General features: G+C 69.0%; 16 protein-coding genes. 12 read left to right on the forward strand and 4 right to left on the reverse strand.

The features are described 5' to 3' along the window. The first annotated feature begins 363 nt into the window (after positions 1–363). From AKJ13_RS23585 to AKJ13_RS23610, 6 genes are read left to right on the forward strand one after another with little or no spacing between them, the layout of a single operon-like run. Positions 364–1,590: a transporter substrate-binding protein gene (locus AKJ13_RS23585; protein ID WP_050735554.1), complete on the forward strand. Its 1,227-nt coding sequence runs from the start codon at positions 364–366 to the stop codon at positions 1,588–1,590. Further along, positions 1,583–3,205, forward strand: coding sequence for an urea ABC transporter permease subunit UrtB (urtB, locus tag AKJ13_RS23590; protein ID WP_050735555.1), 1,623 nt, complete (start codon positions 1,583–1,585; stop codon positions 3,203–3,205). The genes AKJ13_RS23585 and urtB overlap by 8 nt, the downstream gene beginning before the upstream one ends. Beyond that, positions 3,202–4,305 carry an urea ABC transporter permease subunit UrtC gene (gene urtC / locus AKJ13_RS23595; RefSeq protein ID WP_200905691.1) on the forward strand — a complete coding sequence of 368 codons (1,104 nt, stop codon included), beginning with the start codon at positions 3,202–3,204 and terminating at the stop codon, positions 4,303–4,305. The genes urtB and urtC overlap by 4 nt, the downstream gene beginning before the upstream one ends. Beyond that, on the forward strand, positions 4,302–5,012 hold the full coding sequence (locus AKJ13_RS23600) for an ATP-binding cassette domain-containing protein (protein ID WP_050735556.1): 711 nt from the start codon (positions 4,302–4,304) through the stop codon (positions 5,010–5,012). Before urtC ends, AKJ13_RS23600 begins: the two co-directional genes overlap by 4 nt. Further along, positions 5,009–5,722 carry an urea ABC transporter ATP-binding subunit UrtE gene (gene urtE, locus AKJ13_RS23605; RefSeq protein ID WP_050735557.1) on the forward strand — a complete coding sequence of 238 codons (714 nt, stop codon included), beginning with the start codon at positions 5,009–5,011 and terminating at the stop codon, positions 5,720–5,722. Before AKJ13_RS23600 ends, urtE begins: the two co-directional genes overlap by 4 nt. 20 nt (positions 5,723–5,742) lie before the next feature. Beyond that, positions 5,743–6,705, forward strand: coding sequence for an acetamidase/formamidase family protein (locus tag AKJ13_RS23610; RefSeq protein ID WP_200905692.1), 963 nt, complete (start codon positions 5,743–5,745; stop codon positions 6,703–6,705). A 20-nt stretch (positions 6,706–6,725) separates the two neighbouring features. Here AKJ13_RS23610 and AKJ13_RS23615 read toward each other — a convergent pair whose 3' ends face one another. From AKJ13_RS23615 to AKJ13_RS23625, 3 genes are all read right to left on the reverse strand, one after another. Beyond that, complete coding sequence (locus AKJ13_RS23615; protein ID WP_050735558.1) at positions 6,726–7,088, reverse strand: transposase; 363 nt, start codon at positions 7,086–7,088, stop codon at positions 6,726–6,728. 528 nt (positions 7,089–7,616) lie between these two features. After that, positions 7,617–9,182 (reverse strand): GMC family oxidoreductase, encoded by a 1,566-nt coding sequence (locus tag AKJ13_RS23620; RefSeq protein WP_050735559.1) that lies wholly within the window; start codon positions 9,180–9,182, stop codon positions 7,617–7,619. Between the two features lie 8 nt (positions 9,183–9,190). Continuing rightward, a complete protein-coding gene (locus AKJ13_RS23625) occupies positions 9,191–10,672 on the reverse strand; it encodes an ABC transporter substrate-binding protein (protein WP_244471703.1) in 1,482 nt (493 codons plus the stop codon). Between the two features lie 329 nt (positions 10,673–11,001). Here AKJ13_RS23625 and AKJ13_RS23630 point away from each other — a divergent pair, with 329 nt between their 5' ends. The 6 genes from AKJ13_RS23630 (at position 11,002) to AKJ13_RS23655 (ending at position 18,047) form a co-directional block, all read left to right on the forward strand. After that, positions 11,002–12,585 (forward strand): ABC transporter substrate-binding protein, encoded by a 1,584-nt coding sequence (locus AKJ13_RS23630; RefSeq protein WP_050735561.1) that lies wholly within the window; start codon positions 11,002–11,004, stop codon positions 12,583–12,585. Next, entirely contained in the window at positions 12,582–13,568 is a 987-nt protein-coding gene (locus AKJ13_RS23635; protein WP_050735562.1) for an ABC transporter permease, read from the forward strand. Before AKJ13_RS23630 ends, AKJ13_RS23635 begins: the two co-directional genes overlap by 4 nt. Beyond that, on the forward strand, positions 13,568–14,404 hold the full coding sequence (locus AKJ13_RS23640) for an ABC transporter permease (protein WP_050735563.1): 837 nt from the start codon (positions 13,568–13,570) through the stop codon (positions 14,402–14,404). The genes AKJ13_RS23635 and AKJ13_RS23640 overlap by 1 nt, the downstream gene beginning before the upstream one ends. After that, the gene (locus tag AKJ13_RS23645; protein WP_050735564.1) at positions 14,401–16,047 is read left to right on the forward strand and encodes an ABC transporter ATP-binding protein; all 1,647 of its coding nucleotides are present in this window, start codon (positions 14,401–14,403) and stop codon (positions 16,045–16,047) included. The genes AKJ13_RS23640 and AKJ13_RS23645 overlap by 4 nt, the downstream gene beginning before the upstream one ends. A 75-nt stretch (positions 16,048–16,122) precedes the next feature. Beyond that, positions 16,123–17,022, forward strand: coding sequence for a fatty acid desaturase (locus AKJ13_RS23650; RefSeq protein ID WP_050735565.1), 900 nt, complete (start codon positions 16,123–16,125; stop codon positions 17,020–17,022). Continuing rightward, complete coding sequence (locus tag AKJ13_RS23655) at positions 17,019–18,047, forward strand: alpha/beta fold hydrolase (RefSeq protein WP_050735566.1); 1,029 nt, start codon at positions 17,019–17,021, stop codon at positions 18,045–18,047. Before AKJ13_RS23650 ends, AKJ13_RS23655 begins: the two co-directional genes overlap by 4 nt. 166 nt (positions 18,048–18,213) lie before the next feature. Here the strand turns inward: AKJ13_RS23655 and AKJ13_RS23660 are convergent. Then, a partial coding sequence (locus AKJ13_RS23660; protein ID WP_144426363.1) for an IS630 family transposase occupies positions 18,214–18,802 on the reverse strand: 589 nt, incomplete at its 5' end.

Raw genomic sequence — 18,802 nt, forward strand, 5'->3', positions numbered from 1 at the left:
CAACCTGTAGTCGCCGCCTTGCGCGACGCTGCGCTGGCGGGATCCACACAAGAAGCGTGCCATTCGCGCGCCAAACGTCTGATACGATGCGCCAGGGCAGGCCGAGATACCCCTGCACGCCGGTCGCGGGGGCAGGATGCACCCGCCCTCATGATGTTGAAGAGGTCGAGCCCCGTTTCCGACGGCGGAGAGGCCCGTATTCGATACGATAATTTTGACGTTCCCAGACGAAGATCGCCATTCGCGCGCGCAAGTGCCGCTAATATGCGCAAGGTCCCTGCCGCCCTGCAGCCTCTTTGACCTTCCCGTTGACCCGACGTCGGCCGACAATCCGGCGCTGAATCCATGGGAGCTTCGCAATCAATGACGCATCTCACGCGGCGCAGCTTCGTCGGCACCGCGGCGCTGCTCGCGGCGCCGGCTCTCATCCGACCGGCCTTCGGCGCCGACACCGTCAAGCTCGGCTGCCTGTTCTCGTCGTCCGGCACGATGGCCAATATCGAGGGGCGGCTGAACCATGTGGTCCGCATGGCCGCCGACGAGATCAACAGCCGCGGCGGCGTCAACGGCCGTCAGATCGAGGTGCTGACCTCCGATCCGGCCTCGGACTGGCCGCTCTACGCGCAGGTCGGACGGCAGATGCTGCAGCAGGAGAAGGTCGCGGCCCTGTTCGGCTGCTGGACCTCCGTGTCCCGGAAATCAGTGCTGCCCGTCGTCGAGCAGAATGACGGGTTGTTGTTCTACCCGCTCCACTTCGAGGGCGACGAGAATTCCAAGAACGTCGTCTACGTGAACTCGCCGCCCGCGAGTTCCGTGCTGCCGGCAGTGGACTACCTGATGGGCCAGGACGGCGTCGGCGCGAAGCGGTTCTTCATGATCGGCTCGGACTACGTCTGGCCGCGCACGATCAACAAGCAGCTGAAGGGGTACTGGAAGAGCAAGGGGATCCCGGAAAGCGCGTGGCGCGAGGAATACGTGCCCTTCGGCTTCTCGAACTTCCAGACCCTCGTGAACCAGGTGCGCAGCTTCGCCAGCCAGCCTGGCGGCCAGCCGATCGTGGTACTGACCGTCGTCGGCTCCTCGATCCCCGACTTCCTGCGCGAATTTGCCAACCAGGGCATCAGCGCCACCGACGTGCCGATCCTCGGTCTCGACATGGTGGAGGCGGATCTCGAGGGTCTCGATACCGGCAAGCTCGTCGGCCACCTGAACTGCTGGGCCTATCTCCAGGCCGCCAAGGGCGAGCGGAACAAGAAGTTCCTCGCTGACTGGGCCGCCTACGTGAAAGCCAAGAATGTCCCGTTCAGTGCCGACACGGTGATCGATCCCATGGTGTCGGCCTACGACAGCGTCCACCTCTGGGCGCTCGCCGCCGCCAAGGCGGGCTCCTTCGCGGTTCCAGAGGTGCGCAAAGCCTTCGCAGGTCTCAGCTTCGACGACCCGTCGGGCTACACGCTGACCATGACGGGGGAGAACAACTACGTCTCCCGCGGAATCTTCATCGGCTCGGTCAACGAGAAGCGCGGCTTCGACGTGCTCTGGCAATCCGCCGACGCGCCGAAGCCGGTCCCGTTCAGCCCCTATGGTTGATCCGATTCGGCGTGCTCTCCTGGCGCTCTGGTGTCTGGCGCTCCTGGCAATCCCAGCCTCTGCAGCGCCGCTCGACCGGGTTCTGTTCGCCAGCTCCTTGTGCGGGGATGGTGTCGCGCAGGTCGGCGCCGCCGAGGGGCTCGTCCGCGCCGGAGGCGATCTGCAGGCGGACGACCTCGCCTTCGCCGGTCGGCTCCTCGGCGCCCTCGCCGAGCGCCGCCTCACCTGTCCGCCGGACGGTGCCCTGCTGCTCGAGGGCCCGAATGCGGCGGACGACCAGGACGCCGTGACCGGCGCGCGCCGGCCGGCCGCCGCGGCACACGCGCCAATCCTCGGCCTGCGCCAGCGTGCCGCCGTCGAGACCGCACGCAGCGTGGTGGCTCTGCTCGCCGCAGAGACGCCCACGGCTCGCGCCGCCGGCCTCGCGGTCCTGGAACGGCGCATCGCCACTGTCCCGGCGGCGGTGCTCGACCGGGCGCGGGACGCGGAGACCGATGCTGCGCTGAGGGGGACGATCGCCGGCCTCGCCCAGGCGGCCGCCCTGTCCTCGCCCGATCCGGCCCGGCGCCGGGCTGCGATCGCCGCCGTGGCCGCAAGCCCGTCCGGGGCCGCCGCGGCGCGGCTCGCCGCACTGAAGGGCGACCCCGCCTACGGTTCCGACCCGGCCTTCCGGGCCGCCCTCGATGCGGGTCTCACCAAAGTCGGGCGTGCGGTCGCGATCGGCGACGGCCTCGCGATCCTCTACAACGGCCTCAGCTTCGCCAGTATCCTCTTCATGGCGGCGGCCGGGCTCGCGATCATCTTCGGGCTGATGGGCGTGATCAACCTCGCGCAGGGCGAGTTCATCATGCTCGGCGCCTACGCCACCTACGGCGTGCAGGAGGCGCTGCGTCGGTTCGCCCCCGCGCTGCTCGACCTCTACCTCGTCGCGGCGATCCCGGTCGCCTTCCTGTCGGTCGCGCTGGTCGGCATCGTCGTCGAGGCGCTGATCCTGCGTCACCTCTACCGGCGTCCGCTGATGAGCCTGCTCGCCACCTGGGCGGTGAGTCTGTTTCTGGTGAACCTCGTGCGCGTCGCCGTCGGCACCCAGAACCTGCAATTCGCCATGCCGGCCTATGTCACCGGCGGCGTGCCGCTCTACGCGGACTTCGTCGTCACCTGGAACCGCCTCTTCGCGATCGGCTTCGCGGCGGCAACGCTGGTCCTGACGCTGCTGATCCTGCGCCGCACGCCGCTGGGGCTCGACATCCGGGCCGTGACCCAGAATCGCGACATGGCCGCCTGCCTGGGCTTGCCGACCCGTCGGGTCGACCGCCTCGCCTTCGGGCTGGGCTCGGGGCTGGCGGGCCTCGCCGGCGTGGCTTTGTGCCCGATCTACAGCGTCAATCCCGGCATGGGCTCGGGCTTCATCGTCGACAGCTTCATGGTCGTGGTGCTCGGCGGCGTCGGCAGCCTGGCCGGAACCCTGGTGGCGGCCCTCGGGGTTGGCGGCGCCAACGTCCTGATCGAGCCGATCTCGGGCGCGGTCGCCGCCAAGGTGATCGTGCTCGTCGGCATCATCCTGTTCCTGCAGCGCCGGCCCGAAGGCCTGTTCGCCGTGCGGCGGCGGCGATGAGCGGCGCCGTGCAGACGACCGCCCTCGCGAGCCCCCTCGGACCAGCGCGCCGCGCAGTGCGCGATCCCCTGGTCACCGGACTCGTCGGGCTCTGCATCGCCGCAGCCGTCGCCCTGCTGGTAGCGCCGCCAGCGCCGTACCTGATCAACGCCATCGGCCAGCTCGCCGCTTTCGCGATCCTCGCGGTCTCCCTCGACCTGGTCTGGGGCTATCTCGGCATCCTCAGCCTCGGGCATGGGCTGTTCTTCGCGATCGGCGGCTATGTGTGCGCCATGCACCTGCTGGCGCACGGTGCCTCCGTGACCGGCGTGCTGCCGGATTTCGTGCAGTTCATGGGCTGGAAGACTCTTCCGACCTATTGGGCGGGCCTCGATCATGCCCCCTACGCCCTCGTGCTCGCGCTGGCGCTCGCCGGCCTCGTCGCCTTCGTGTTCGGGCTCGCCTCGTTCCGCTCGCGCGTCAACGGCGTCTACTTCTCGATCATCAGCCAGGCGCTCGTCTACGTCGCAATGCTGCTGATGTACCGCAACGATACCGGGCTCGGCGGCAACAACGGCATGACCGGCTTCCCGCTGCTGTTTGGCTGGGCCATGGGATCGCCCGGCGTGGTCACCGGCCTCGCTGTCGCGGCCCTGCTGGCGCTGGCCGGGGTGCTCGCGGGCGCGCGGATGCTGGTCGGCAGCACAATCGGGCGCCGAATGCTCGCCTGTCGCGACGACGAGACCCGCCTGCGCACCCTCGGCTACAGCACCACCCGGTTGAAGCTCGGGATCTGGTGCCTCTCGGCCATGATCGCCGCGCTCGCCGGCATCCTCTACGTGCCGCAGGTCGGCATCATCAACCCGCGGGTGCTGGCGCCCGATCTCTCCATCGAGATCGCCGTCTGGGTCGCCATCGGCGGCCTGGGACGGCTCGGCGGGGCGGTGATCGGTGCCATCCTCGTCAACGGCCTGAAGTTCTGGCTCAGCGCCGCGATGCCGGAGGCGTGGCCCTTCATCCTGTCGGGGCTGGTGCTCCTCGTGGTGCTGGGCCTGCCGAACGGCCTGCTCGATCTCGTGGGTTTGCGCCTACGCCCGACCTGGCTGCGGACCGCCCGATGAGCGTCCTCACCGTCGAGGCCCTGACCGTCGCCTTCGGCCGCTTCACGGCGCTCGATGCGGTGTCGCTCGCGGTCGACCCGGGCGAGGTGCGGGCCGTGATCGGCCCGAACGGCGCCGGCAAGACCACGCTGCTCGACGTGATCTCGGGCGTCACCAAGCCGGTCTCGGGCCGGGTGATGCTCGGCGATCGCATCGACCTGACCAAGCGCTCCGAGGCCGAGATCGCCCGTGCCGGCGTGCGGCGGAAGTTCCAGAAGCCGAGCGTTTTCCCGGCGCTCACCCTGAGCGAGAACCTGGAGATCGGCTGCGGCCCCGCGCTGCCGGCACGCGACCGCCCCGCTCGCATCGCCTCCGTCCTGGCGGAGATCGGCCTTGCCTCGCGCGCCGCGGTGCCCGCCGGCACCCTGGCGCATGGCGAGAAGCAGTGGCTGGAGATCGGGATGGTCCTGGCCGCCGAGCCCAGGCTCCTCCTGCTCGACGAACCCGTGGCCGGCCTGTCCGACGCCGAGACGGCCCATACCGCCGCGCTGATCCGGGCGCTCCGTCGGCCGGACCGAGTGATCCTGGTGATTGAGCACGACATGAACTTCGTCGAGGCCATCGCCGATCGGGTGACGGTCCTGCACGAGGGGCGAACGCTCTACGAGGGCAGCATGCCGGGTGCCCGGCGCGATGCCCGCGTGATCGAGGTCTTCCTCGGCCGATGACCCATGCGCCCGCACCCGCGCGCCTCGATGTCGAGGGGCTCGACCAGCATTACGGCAGTGCACAGGTGCTGCGCGGGATCGGCCTCGCGGTCGAGCCGGGGGCCTGCCTCGCTGTGCTCGGCCGCAACGGCGCCGGCAAGACCACGCTGCTGCGCTGCCTCACCGGCCTGATCCCGGCGAGCCGCGGCCGGATCGCCCTCGACGGGACCGACCTGACCCGCCTGTCCCCCGACCGGCGCGCCCGTGCGGGGCTCGCCTACGTGCCGCAGGGACGCGAGATCTTCCCCGACCTGACGGTTGCCGAGAACCTGCGGGTCGCGGCCCGGGCTCACGGGCTCGAGCGCACCGACGCGATCGACGAGGCGGCCGTCCTGTTTCCGGCTTTGCGCGGCCTCTGGCACCGCCCCGGCGGCAACCTCTCGGGCGGCCAGCAGCAGCAGCTCGCCATCGCCCGGGCGCTGGCTACCCGGCCCCGCGCCCTCCTGCTCGACGAGCCAACGGAAGGCATCCAGCCCTCGATCGTCGCCGCCATCGAGACGGTGATCGCCGGCCTGAAGGGGCGGATCACGGTGCTGCTCGTGGAGCAGTATCTCGACTTCGCGCTTCGGGTGGCCGACGCGGTGGTGGTGCTGTCCCGGGGCAGCGTCGTCGAGCGCGGAGACGCCGGTTCGTTGAACCCCGAAGCTCTCACCCGTCACATCGTCGTCTGACAGAAACCCGAGGAGACGCCGTGCCCACCCATCACGAGATTGCCGCCACGCCCGAGACGATGGTGCTCGGCTACTTCGACGCAGCGCTGCCGCCGGTGCTCACGGTCGCGTCCGGCGACACCGTCACCCTGCACTCGCATCCGGCGGGCGGGCGCGAGTCGCTCCACCCCGACCCGGCCCGGGTGCCGGCCGACCTGCTCCACGCCCTCGACACGCTCGAGCGCGGCCCTGGCCCGCACTTCGTCACCGGCCCGGTCCATGTGACGGGCGCCGAGCCAGGCGACATGCTGCAGGTCGACATCCTCGACCTCAAGTTCCGCCTCGACTGGGGCTTCGTGGCGATCCTGCCGCTGCTCGGCACCCTGCCGGACGAGTTCACCGAGTACGAGACCGTCCACGCCGACATCGACACGGCCAGCGGCCTCTGCCGCCTGCCCTGGGGGACCGAGCTGCCCCTCGACCCGTTCTTCGGCATCATGGGCACCGCCCCGCCCGCCGCCTGGGGCAGGGTCGGTACGCCGGTCCCCCGCGCCTTCGGCGGCAACATGGACAACAAGGAGATGCGCGTCGGCACGACGCTCTACCTGCCGGTGTTCAATCCGGGCGGCGGCTTCTATGCAGGCGACGGCCATGGCGTACAGGGCGACGGCGAGGTCTGCATCACCGCCCTGGAGACGGGACTCACCGGCACCTTTCGGCTCACCGTGCGCAAGGATCTCCCCGGCGCCTGGCCCTTCGCCGAGACCCCCACCGACCTGATGTCGATCGGCCTTCACGAAAGCCTCGACGAGGCGATGCGACAGGCGGTGCGCGAGATGGTGCGTCTGGTCTGCGCCCGGACCAGCCTCACCCGCAACCAGGCCTACATGCTCTGCTCGCTGGCGGGAAACCTGCGGATCACTCAGACGGTGGACGGGAACAAGGGCGTACACATGCTCATGCCCAAGTCCGCCCTCGGCACGGCTCCCGCCCAGTCCGCCTGAGGCGGCGAGGATCCGGGAGGTCAGTTCGCGCTTCGCCCGAAGGCGAAGCGGCCGACACAGGCGGCCGCGCCGCGATGGCGCGGCCCCTGGTGTGGGGCCGTACGTTCGGTCATGGCCGTCCGGATCGGCTCTGCCCGCACCGGCTGCAGGAGCAGGGCGGCCCGGAGCCGCTGCACCTCCGCCCGGAGTCCGGCATTCTCCCGCTCGACCTGATCGAGCCGGGCCACACCCGCAGGCTTCAGCCCACCGAGCCGTCGCCGCCAGCGGTAGTAGGTGCCGAGCGAGACATGGGCGCTCGCGCAAATCTCGGCGACCGGTATGCCGCGCGCGGCCTCCGCGAGCAGGAACGCGATCTCCTCGTCCGTGTGCAGGGATCGGCGCATGCAGGATCTCCTGGTTCACCGGCCTCGATCGAAGCCCAAGAGCGGGGCGAGCAAGAAGCGGACCGGCAGCGCGACAACGATTCCACCATCCCCCGAGGCCGTTCACCCAGGAGACCAGCAGGCATCGCTTATCCGGCGTTGAGCCGCGCTTCGGATTTCTAAGTAACCGGGCTTGTTTCTTGATCTTCTAAGCGCGACACGGATTTTATCGGCCTTGAATACAGTTGTCGCCCGGCGACTGATCCGTCACGGTGGTGCGAAATACGATCGCTTTTCGCCGAGGGGCAGATTGGTTTCCACGGCGATAATCGGCTGAAAAAGGCAACTGGGCATATCCACTGTTTAAATCAGAGGGATTAGCCCTTCATCGGCGCTCGATGGCTCCCTCGGCGCCAGTCTTTGCGGTCGGCGCAAATCAACCACCGCAAAGACGCGCACGGATGGGTCTGATCTCAAGCCTGATAGGCCATGTCGAGCCAGCGATGCTCCCAAGAGGATAGGAAACTCGCCGTCGATAACCGCTGCAAACTACTGATTGCTCATGCGCCGAGCAAGATTTTCACCGATCATTACGCAGGTGAAATGTAGGTTCGCCCTGCAATCGCTGGGCATGATGGACGCGTCGCAGACCCGCAGACCACCAACCTCGCGGACCTTCAGATCGGGATCGACGACGCCGGATGCGTCCTGCCATCCGCTCATGCGGCAGGTGCCGGCCGCGTGCTGGATGTCGCCCGCCTCCGCGAGCATCAGGTCGTCGAGTTCGGAATCCGGGAGGCGAGCAGCTTCGCCCAGCGCGAGGGGGCTCTCGCCGAACCGGATCGCCGTTGCGAGGTTGGCCAGCGCCGGATGCGTCGTAAGACTCGCCAGCCGTCGCACCGCATCGCGCAGCCGCAGGCGGTCGCGCGGATCGTCGAGCATGTTCTCCTCGATGACCGGATTGATCTCGGGATCGGACGCCGTGAGGTGCAGGGAACCGCGCGAGAAGGCGTCGTACAGACCGACGCCGACGGCACCCTGCGGGGTCGGTTCCAGACCCGTCAGGCCGCGATGATTGTAGGCGACAACGATCATGTCGCGCTCGCCGCCCCCCGCGAGACCGCTCGAATAGGTCACGCAGCAATTGGTATGGCGGGCATCCGGCCCGAGGGCCCGATGGCCGGGCTTCAGATCCATCGTCGCCCTCAGGATCGGGTGATCCATGAAATTACCGCCGACCGCCTCGTGTGCATGAAGAACGGGGATGCCGAGGGCACGAAGCGGCTCAGCGGGGCCGATGCCGGAACGCATTAGGATCGCCGGGCTGTGGACGGCGCCGGCGCAGAGGACGATCTCGCGGCCGTGGAGCTCGGTCCAGGCGTCCGTTCCGAAGCGGACGCGGAGCCCGACGGCCTGGCGCCCCTCGAACAGGATGCGATCGACAAGCGCCTCGCATCGGATCTCGAGGTTCGGCCGATTGCGGGCCGGTTCGAGATAGCCGTCGTTGGTGGTGACCCGGTGCCCGTCGCGGCTGTTGATCGGGTTGCACGACACACCCTCGCCCTTCGGCGCGTTGAGATCCGCCTTCCAGGCATAGCCGTCCGCCAGGGCGGCCTCCCGCAGCCCGCGGTCGACGGCGCCCCACGCGTCCAGCGGGGCGCGGTAGACCGGCAGCGGACCGCCGCGACGGGCCCCTGCCTCGGTGGCGAATTCGGCGTCGTCCTCGATCCGGTCGAAGAGCGGCATCACGTCCTCTGCCGACCAGCCCGTGCAGCCCTGCGCCGCCCAGGCATCGAAGGCAGCCGGGACACCGCGGATCGCGATCTGCGCGTTCACCGTCGAACTGCCGCCGAGCGCGCGACCGCGCCAGTAGAAGCGGGGCTCCTGGGCCCGGGTTCGGCGGCTCATCAGCCCCGGCCATTGCCAGTCCGCCTGGTGGCTCGGGTCGTACATGAACGGGACGATGTTGGCCGAGCGCAGGGCCGGCGGGGCATCTGCGGACCGCCAGTCGCGGCCCGCCTCCAGCAGGAGCACCCGGCGGCCGGGATCCTCCGACAGGCGCGCCGCCAGGGCGGCACCGGCAGAGCCGGCGCCGACGACGATGACATCGTACATGGCAGCGCTCATGGCTTCTCGACGTTCCAGAAGAGCGGGATGGCGGACGGGATCAGCCCGGTCAGGGAGGTCCGGTAGGCTGCCGGCTGGGCGAACTGGCCGAAGGGTACGACCAGGCCTTCGCCGTAGACGATGGACTGGATCTCACCGGCGATGTCACGCCGCTTGTCCGGATCCGGCTCGCGGGCGAACCGATCGAACAGCCCGACCATGCGCGTGTCGCACATGAACCCGGAACTCGCTGCGTCCTTGCAGGTGAAGTTGATCGCCGAGTTCGTCAGCGGCGAGCTGAGATCGAGGCCGAGGGCGTGAATGCCGAAAAGGCTCCAGCCGGTCTTCTTGGTGCGACGGGCGAGCAGGGCCGCCCAATCCATGACCTGGAGATCGACGGTGAAGCCGGCCTGCTTCAGCCGATCGGCCAGGATCGTGGAGGAGACGCGTGCCGCCTCGAGGTCGTTGGCCGCCATCACGATCACCGGCTCGCCCTTGTAGGCGGTCGCCTTCAGGGCGGCCCGCGCCGCCGCTATGGACGGATCGCGCAGGAGTTCGGCCCCGACATGCGTCTCGTAGGGGGAGCCGCAGATGAAGAAGGCGTCGCAGGTCTGCGAGAAGCGCGGGTCGAGGCCGAACCCGTCCAGGACTTCGCGCTGATCCACGAGTCGGAGCAGCACGCGCCGGATCGCCGGGTCGTCGAAGGGCTTGGCCGCCGTATTGATCCGATAATGCCCCGTGAACCGGTGTGGACCGGTGAAGTTCATCACCGCCAGATTCTTGTTGCGCTCGATCTGTTCGACCAAATCGAAGGGCGCGTACTGCATGAGGTCGATCTCGCCGGTGCCGAGGGCACCGACCGCGGTCGCGCCGTCCGGGATGACGCGGATGTCGAGGGCGTCGACCTTCACGACCTTGCCGCCGGCGAGGAAATCGGCCGGTTCGGAACGCGGCCGGTAATCGGGATTCTTGCGCAGCAGCATGTGGTCGCCGGTGATGTGCACGGCGCGGTCATAGACGAAGGGACCGGATCCCATGACCTCCGTGAGCTGCGTCGTGGGCGGTGTCGCGGCGAGCCGGGCCGGCATGATGAAGGGCGCCGGGCTCGACGTGGTGCCAAGGGTGTCGAGCACGAGGCCGTAGGGCTCCCGCAGCGTGAGCACGAAGGTCCTGTCGTCCACGGTGTCGAGGGCGGCCGCCACGTCCATGAGCCGGCCGCCGAGCGCGCTGCGGGCCGCCCAGCGCTTCAGCGAGGCGACGCAGTCGGCGGCCCGGACGGGCGTGCCGTCGTGGAAGCGCAGACCGTCGCGCAGGGTGAAGCGCCAGGTCAGGCGATCGTCCGACACCGACCACGTGTCGACCATCTGCGGCTTGAACTGGCCCTTCGCGTCCGGCGCGAACAGCGTGTCGTAGACCATGAAGCCGAAGGTGCGCGTGATGTAGGCCGTGGTGAAATAGGGATCCAGGGTGACGATCTCGGCTTCAAGCACAGCCCGCACCGTCGTCTCCGAGCTGGCCGGTGCGGGCGCGAGGAGCGCCCCGGCAGCTGCAATCAGCCTGGGAAGCCAGGATCGTCTCATGCAAATTCACCCTGTGTCAGGGCCTGATAAGCAAGCCGGATACCAGTATTAAGCCAGCCATCCGATTCGGGCCCCTAGGTGTGCTTCGCGACGGCAGCGCGCTGGCTTCATCATCCGCGCTTGGTGGGTTGCCTCATCCACAGCACCACAAGTGGCCTGTTCGATGCATTCGGCTGGAACGACCCCGATCTGCCGCGCGGATCGCGAGATCGCCCGATCGGCGTTCCGGGGTGCTGGAGAGGTCACGGATGAATCGTCGCGATTTCGCCAAGCTCATGCTCGCCGCGGGGGCAGCAGGGCCGATCCCCTTCGGCATCACCCGCGCTGCGGGCCAGACCCGCGGCGGCGTGCTCAACACTGTGATCCAGCCCGAGCCACCGATCCTGGTCTCGGCGCTCAATCAGCAGGCGCCCACGCTCACGGTGTGCGGCAAGATCTACGAGAGCCTGCTGACCTACGATTTCGACCTGACGCCGAAGCCTGGCATGGCCCAGAGCTGGGAGCGCAGCCCGGACGGCCTGACCTACACGTTCAAGCTGTTCCCCGGCATCACCTTCCACGACGGCTCGCCGATGACCGCGGAGGACGTGGTGTTCTCGGTCACGAAGGCGCTGATGGAGGCCCATGCCCGGGCGCGCGGCACGTTCTCGCGCCTGGCCTCGGCCGAAGCGCCGGACCCGCTCACGGTGGTGTTCAAGCTGAAGGAGCCGTTCGCACCGTTCCTGCACGCCTTCGACGCGACGACCGCGCCGATCATCTCCAAGGCCCTCTACGAGAACACCGACCTGCGGCAGAACCCGAACAACGCCCGGGCGATCGGCACCGGCCCGTTCAAGCTCAAGGAGTGGGTGAAGGGATCGCACATCCATCTCGTGCGCCACGAGGGCTATTACCGCAAAGGTGAACCCTATCTCGACGAGATCTACTACCGGGTGATCCCGGACGCCGCCTCGCGGGCAGTCGCCCTGGAAAGCGGCACGATCCAGCTGACCCAGTGGAACGATGTCGAGGCCTTCGACGTGCCGCGCCTCAAGGCGCTGCCGAACCTCGACATGACCACGAAGGGCTACGAATTCTACGCGCCCCATCTCTGGCTGGAGATGAACACGCGCATCGCGCCGATGAACGACAAGCGCTTCCGCCAGGCGGTGCTGCACGCCATCGACCGGGAGGCCCTGCGCAAGCGGGTGTTCTTCGGCCTCGGCAAGGTCGCGACCGGCCCGGTCTCGTCGAAGACCCGCTTCTACGAGCCGAACGTGCCAAAATACGAGTACGCCCCCGCCAAGGCGGTGGCGCTCCTCGACGCGATGGGGCTGAAGCCCGCCGCCGACGGCAAGCGGGTGAGCCTCAAGTACCTCGTGCCGCCCTACGGCGAGATGTGGCAGCGGGTGGCGGAGTACGTGCGCCAGTCCCTCGGCAAAGTCGGGATCGACATCGTGCTGGAGGGCATCGACGTCGGCGGCTGGGCGGCGCGCTGCGGCAACTGGGAATTCGAAATGTCCGCGCCCTGGACCTACCAGTACGGCGATCCGGCGCTCGGCGTGTCGCGCTCCTACATTTCCTCGAACATCCGCAAGGGCATCCTGTTCTCGAACACGTCCGGGTACAGCAACCCGGAGGTCGACCGGCTGTTCGAGGCAGCCGCCGTGGCGCAGGACGACGCCACAAGGCAGAATCTCTACAGCCAGGTCCAGAAGATCCTGGTCGAGGACGCCGCGGTCGCCTGGCTGATGGAACTCGACTTCCCGACCTTCACTGACAAGCGCATCAAGGATCTCGTCGTCACCGGCAGCGGCGTGAACGACACCTTCGCCCGGGCCTACCGCGCATGAGGATGCTGGCCGGACTGGCCGCCTGGATCGTGCGGACGCTGGCAGTGATCCTGGTCATCGCCAGCGTGAACTTCGCCCTCGTCCACGCGGCCCCCGGGGATCCCGCGCAGGTCATTGCCGGCCAGTCCGGCGCCTCGGACGAGACGCTCCTGCGACAGCTTCGGGCCGAGTACGGCCTCGACAAACCCTACCCGGTGCAACTCGCGACTTATCTGGGCCGGGTGCTGCGGCTCGATCTCGGCTATTCCTACCGGCAGCAGCGGCCGGTGCTCGGCCTCGTCCTGGAGCGCCTGCCCGCGACCCTGCTGCTCACCGGCACGGCCTTCGGCCTGGCGCTCGGATCCGGGATCCTGCTCGGCACCCTGTCGGGCGTTCGCGCGGGCCGGTGGTCCGACACCCTGATCGGCCTCGTTTCGCTGGTGCTTTACGCCATGCCGGTCTTCTGGCTCGGCCTGATGTTGGTGCTGATCTTCTCGGTCCAGCTCGAATGGCTGCCGGCCTTCGGCTACCGCAGCGTCGGCGCAACCCTCTCGCCGCTCGGGCAGGTCGGCGACGTGCTCGCGCATCTGATCCTGCCCGTCCTGTCGCTCGCGGCCGTCTATCTCGCGGTCTATGCCCGGCTGATGCGGACCTCGATCGTCGAGGTTGCCGCCCAGGACTTCGTGAAGACCGCCCGGGCCAAGGGGCTCACCCGCGGACGCGTGATCCGCGACCACATGATCCGCAACGCGATCCTGCCGGTGGTGACGGTGGCCGGCATGCAGGCCGGCGCGCTGGTCGGCGGCTCGGTGGTGGTCGAGACGGTCTTCGCCTGGCCGGGTCTCGGCCGGCTGGTGTTCGAGGCCCTCAGCCAGCGCGACTACCCGGTCCTGCTCGGAATCTTCCTCGTCATGTCCGTGCTCGTGATCCTCATCAATATGCTGACCGACCTGCTCTCGCGGCTGATCGATCCGCGGATCGCCGCCCCCGCGAAGGCCGCGTGATGGGATTCGTCCGGGCGTTCCTGCGCAATCCCGGCGGGATGATCGGCCTCGTGCTCCTCGTGGGGGTAATCGCGGTGGCGATCTTCGCGCCGCTCCTCGTCCCGGTCGATCCCTGGGAGATGGTCGGCGCCCCGTTCGAGCCGCCGCTGAGCCCGGACCTGCCCCTGGGCTCCGACACGATGGGCCGGGATATCGCCGCCGGCCTCGCCCACGGTGCCCGGGTCTCGCTGGCGATCGGCCTCGCCTCGACGCTGGCGGCCGTGCTGGTCGGCGTGGTGATCGGGGCGACGGCGGGATGGTTCGGCGGCCTCGTCGACGCCGCGCTGATGCGGATCGCCGAGCTGTTCCAGACGATTCCCGGCTTCATCCTGGCCGTCCTGCTGGTCGCGACCCTCGGGCCGTCGCTCGCCCACGAGATCCTGGCCATCGCGGCGATCAGCTGGCCGCCGCTGGCGCGCCTGACCCGCGGCGAGTTCCTCCGGCTGAAGGGCCGGGACTTCGTGCGGGCCGCCGCCTGCCAGGGCGAGCGCCCCGCGGCCCTGGTCCTGCGCCACATCCTGCCGAACGCCCTGGCGCCGATCATCGTCACCGGCTCGCTCACGGTGGCCACCGCGATCCTGATCGAGAGCGCCTTGAGCTTCCTCGGGCTCGGCGATCCGAACCTGATGTCCTGGGGCTACATGGTCGGCGCCGCCCGTACGGTCATCCGGCAGGCCTGGTGGACGAGCGTCTTCCCCGGCGCCGCGATCCTCATCACGGTGCTCGCCATCAATCTCGTCGGCGAGGCGTTGAACGACGCGCTCAACCCGCGCCTCGCCCGGGGGAGAGGCGCATGACCGAACCGGTCCTGACGATGACAAACCTCTCCGTCGGCCTGCCGCGGGGCGCCGACCGCGCCCAGGCGGTGAGCGACGTCTCGATCGCAGTGGGGCCCAACGAGATCGTCTGCCTCGTGGGCGAGTCGGGGTCCGGCAAGTCGATGATCGCCCACACGATCCTGGGCCTGCTGCCGCCGGGCGTGACCGTGACCGGCGGCGCGGTCACGCTGCGCGGGCGCGACATCGCCACCGCGTCCGAGGCGGAGATGCGCTTGGTCCGCGGACGCGACGCCGCGATGATCTTCCAGGAGCCGCTGAGCGCTTTGAACCCACTGAAGCGGATCGGCGAGCAGATCGCCGAGGCGGTCCGGGCCCATGCCCCCGCGACGCCCCGCGCCGCAATCGGAGCACGGGTGGGCGCCTTGATCGAGGCCGTCGGCCTGCCCGACCCGGAACGGATCCGCGCCAGCTTCCCGTTCGCGCTGTCGGGCGGGCAGCGTCAGCGGGTGATGATCGCCATCGCCATGGCCAACAACCCGGCCCTGCTGGTGGCCGATGAGCCGACCACCGCTCTCGATGTGACCACGCAGGCCCAGATCCTCGCGCTGATCCGCCGGCTCCAGAGCGAGCGGCAGATGGGCGTCCTGCTGATCACGCACGATTTCGGTGTGGTCGCCGAGATGGCCGACCGGGTCGTGGTGATGCGCGACGGTCGGGTCGTCGAGCAGGGCAGCGCCGAGGCGGTCCTGACCGCGCCGCGCGACCCCTACACCCGGGCGCTCATCGCCGCGGTGCCCCATGCCCGGGGGCGCGCCGCCCCCAAGATGCGGGCGACGCCGCCGCTGCTCGAGATCGAGGCGCTCTCCAAGACCTTCACCACGCGGCAAGGATGGCTCCGTCCGGCCCGGCGTGTGGTCGCGGCGGACGCGATCTCGCTGACGCTGTCGGCCGGCGAGACCGTGGCGGTGGTGGGCGAGTCTGGATCGGGCAAGTCGACCCTCGGGCAGATGATCCTGCGTCTGGCGGAGCCGGATTCGGGCCGGATCCGCTTCGAGGGCCGGGATCTCCTGGCCCTGCGGGGCGAGGCCCTGCGGGTGGCGCGCCGTCGCATCCAGATCGTGTTCCAAGACCCGTTCGCGGCGCTGAATCCGCGCCAGAGGGTCGGCGAGGCGATCGCCCGCGGCCCGATGGCGTACGGCGTGCCGAAGGCCGAGGCCGTCGCCGAGGCGCATGCGCTGCTCGACCGGGTCGGCCTGAAGGCCGGCGCGGCCGACCGCTTCCCGCACGAATTCTCCGGCGGCCAGCGCCAGCGCATCTGCATCGCCCGGGCGCTGGCGCTCAAGCCGCGCATCCTCGTGGCCGACGAGGCGGTCTCGGCGCTCGACGTCTCCGTGCAGGCGCGCGTGCTCGATCTGCTGGCGGAGCTTCGCGCCGAGTACAACCTGGCGATGCTGTTCATCACGCATGACCTGCGCATCGCCGCGCAAATCGCCGACCGGGTCGCGGTGATGCAGCAGGGCCGGATCGTCGAGACGGGGCCGGCCGCGGCCCTCTTCGCCGCGCCCGAGCACCCCTACACGCGCGGCCTCATGGCGGCGATGCCCGGTCGCCGCCTGTTCGGCGGTCTCGGCGCGCCGGTGCCCGCGGCGCTGACCGCCTGAGAGTGCCCGCGGCCGCGGCATGGATAATGCACCGGACGTGTGTTTTCGCGGCGTCTACAACTCTTAGAGAGATCCATGGCTTCGGCGAGCGGACGAATTCTGACGGGCGCGGAGGTTAAGGCGCTGTCGCAGCGCTCGGACCTGCGCGGCGCGCTGCGCCTGGGTGCGCATGTCCTGATGCTGGCCGGTTCCGGCTGGCTGGTCTGGCGCTCCGGGCCATGGACGCTGCTGCCCGCCATGTTTCTGCTGGGAATCGTGCAATCGGCCCTGTTCGCGCCGATCCATGAGACGATCCACCTGACCGCGTTCCGCTCGCGCCGGGCCAACGCCGTCGTCGGCTGGCTGGTGGCCTGCCCGTCGCTCCTGAACTGGCACTTCTACACGGCCTTCCATCTGGCCCATCACCGCCACACGCAGGATCCCGAGCACGATCCGGAACTCGCGCTGCTGCCGCCCTCCACCCTCGACGCCTATGTCTGGCGCGTGCTGGCGCTGCCCTACTGGCGCACCCGCCTCCAGGTGGCCTGGGCCGGCCTGCGCGGCGACCTCTCGGCCTACCCCTTCATCACCGAGCGTGCCGCGCCGCGCATCATCCGGTCGCTTCGGCTGATGTGCGCCTTCATGCTCGGCAGCTCGGTGCTCGCGATGGTGCTGGTCGGCTGGTGGGCGCCCCTGGTGTTCTGGATCGGGCCGCAGCTCCTCGGGCAGCCGTTCCTGCGGCTCTACCTGCTTACCGAGCACACGCTCTGCACGATGGACGACAACGGCCTGACCAACACCCGCACGACCTTGACCAACGGCCTGATGCGGCTCCTCATGTGGAACATGCCGTTTCACACCGAGCACCACCTCTACCCGTCGATCCCGTTCCACCGCCTGCCGGACGCCCACGCGGCGATGCGCGAGCGGCTCGTCGTGCTGCAGCGCGGCTACGCGAAATGGCATGTCGGCTTCGTCCGGACGCTGCGCCCGTGACCGGATGGCCGACGGCCACCGGAACCTTCGAACTCGGTGATCTGCCGCTGCAGTCGGGCGCCGTGCTGCCGGGCGCGCATCTGCGCTGGAAGACGCACGGGACCCTCTCGCCCGGGCGCGACAACGTCGTGCTCTACCCGACGAGCTACGCGGCCCAGCACCCGGATCTCGAATGGCTGATCGGCCCGGACGGCGTGCTCGATCCGGGGCGCTGGTTCATCGTCATCCCCGACATGTTCGGCAACGGCCTGTCATCGAGCCCGTCGAACACGCCGGATTGGCCCGGCCTCGTCACCGCCTGGGACAATGTCCACGCCCAGCGTCGCCTGCTCGTCGAGATCTGGGGGATCGAGCACCTGCACGCCGTCTACGGCTGGTCCATGGGCGCCCAGCAGGCCTATCACTGGGCAGCCCTGTTCCCCGACCGGGTCGCCCGGGCGGTGATCACTTGCGGCAGCGCCAGGACGGCCACCCACAATCGCGTCTTCCTGAAGGGCCTGATGGCGGTGCTGGAGGCGGCGCCCGAGCATCGCGGCGCGGGCCGCTTCTCGGCCGAGCCGGCCGCAGCGCTTTGCGCCTTCGGACGCATCTATGCGGGCTGGGCACTCAGCCAGGACTTTTACCGGGCGGACCTGCATCGCAGCGCGCTCGGCGCCCCGGACCTCGATACCTTCCTGCGCACCGACTGGGAGGAGCGCTTCGCCCGTCGTCCCGCGGCCGACCTCTACGCGCAGCTCTGCACCTGGGACGCCGGCGACATCAGCCGCGACCCGCGCTACGGCGGCGACCTCGCGCAGGCTCTCGGAGCGATCACAGCCCGATTGCTGCTTATGCCGGGGGAGACGGATCTCTACTTCCGTGTCGCCGACAACGCGGCTGAGCTGCCCCACCTGCGCGATGCCATCCTGCGGCCGATCCCGAGCATCTGGGGCCACCGCGCCGGCAATCCGTCCACCAATCCGGTCGATGCGACTTTTCTCCGCGATACCCTACGAGAGTTCCTCGGAGCGTCTGGAGAGATATGAGTGCCAGCCTGCGCATCCCGCGCGAGAAAATATCCGGAATGGCATAAGAGATCTTGCTTCATTCGGAATGTTGCTGGCAGCGCAACATAGGCACAAGCCCATTTAGAGCGTGTTATGAACTGATTGCGGTATCATGCGTTGGCCGGGATGATCCTAGTGCACTGACTCAGACGGGTGGTTCAGGGGCTCGATTGAGGGCGTCGAAGATGGCGGCGGCGGGCTTGGTCCAGACGAAGGGTCGTGGGCTTTGGTTGTGCTCGGCGATGTAGCGTTTGATGGCAGCCTGAAGGTCGACGATGCCGGTGAAGGTGCCCCGTTGGAGACGGCGGCGCGTCAGCGTGGAGAAGAAGCCCTCGACGGCATTGAGCCAAGAGGCCGAGGTCGGTGTGAAGTGGAAGGTCCATCGTGGGTGGCGGGTGAGCCAGGCGCGCACCTTCGGGTGCTTGTGGCTGCCGTAGTTGTCGAGCACCACGTGGATCGCCTTGCCTGCTGGGACTGCCGCCTCGACGGTGTTGAGGAAACGGATGAACTCACCGGGGCGATGGCGCTGCATGCAGCGGCCGAGCACGGTGCCTTCCAGGACGTCGAGGGCGGCAAACAACGTCGTGGTGCCGTGGCGGGTGTCGTCGTGCGTCTGAGCAGCGGGATGCCCAAGCCCGAGCGGCCGATTGGGACGGGTTCGCTCCAGAGCCTGGATCTGGGACTTTTCGTCGATGGACAGCACGACGGCGTGGGCGGGCGGTTGCATATAGAGA

The sequence above is a fragment of the Methylobacterium sp. ARG-1 genome, from assembly GCF_001262595.1.
In the GTDB taxonomy this organism is placed as follows: Bacteria; Pseudomonadota; Alphaproteobacteria; order Rhizobiales; family Beijerinckiaceae; genus Methylobacterium; species Methylobacterium brachiatum.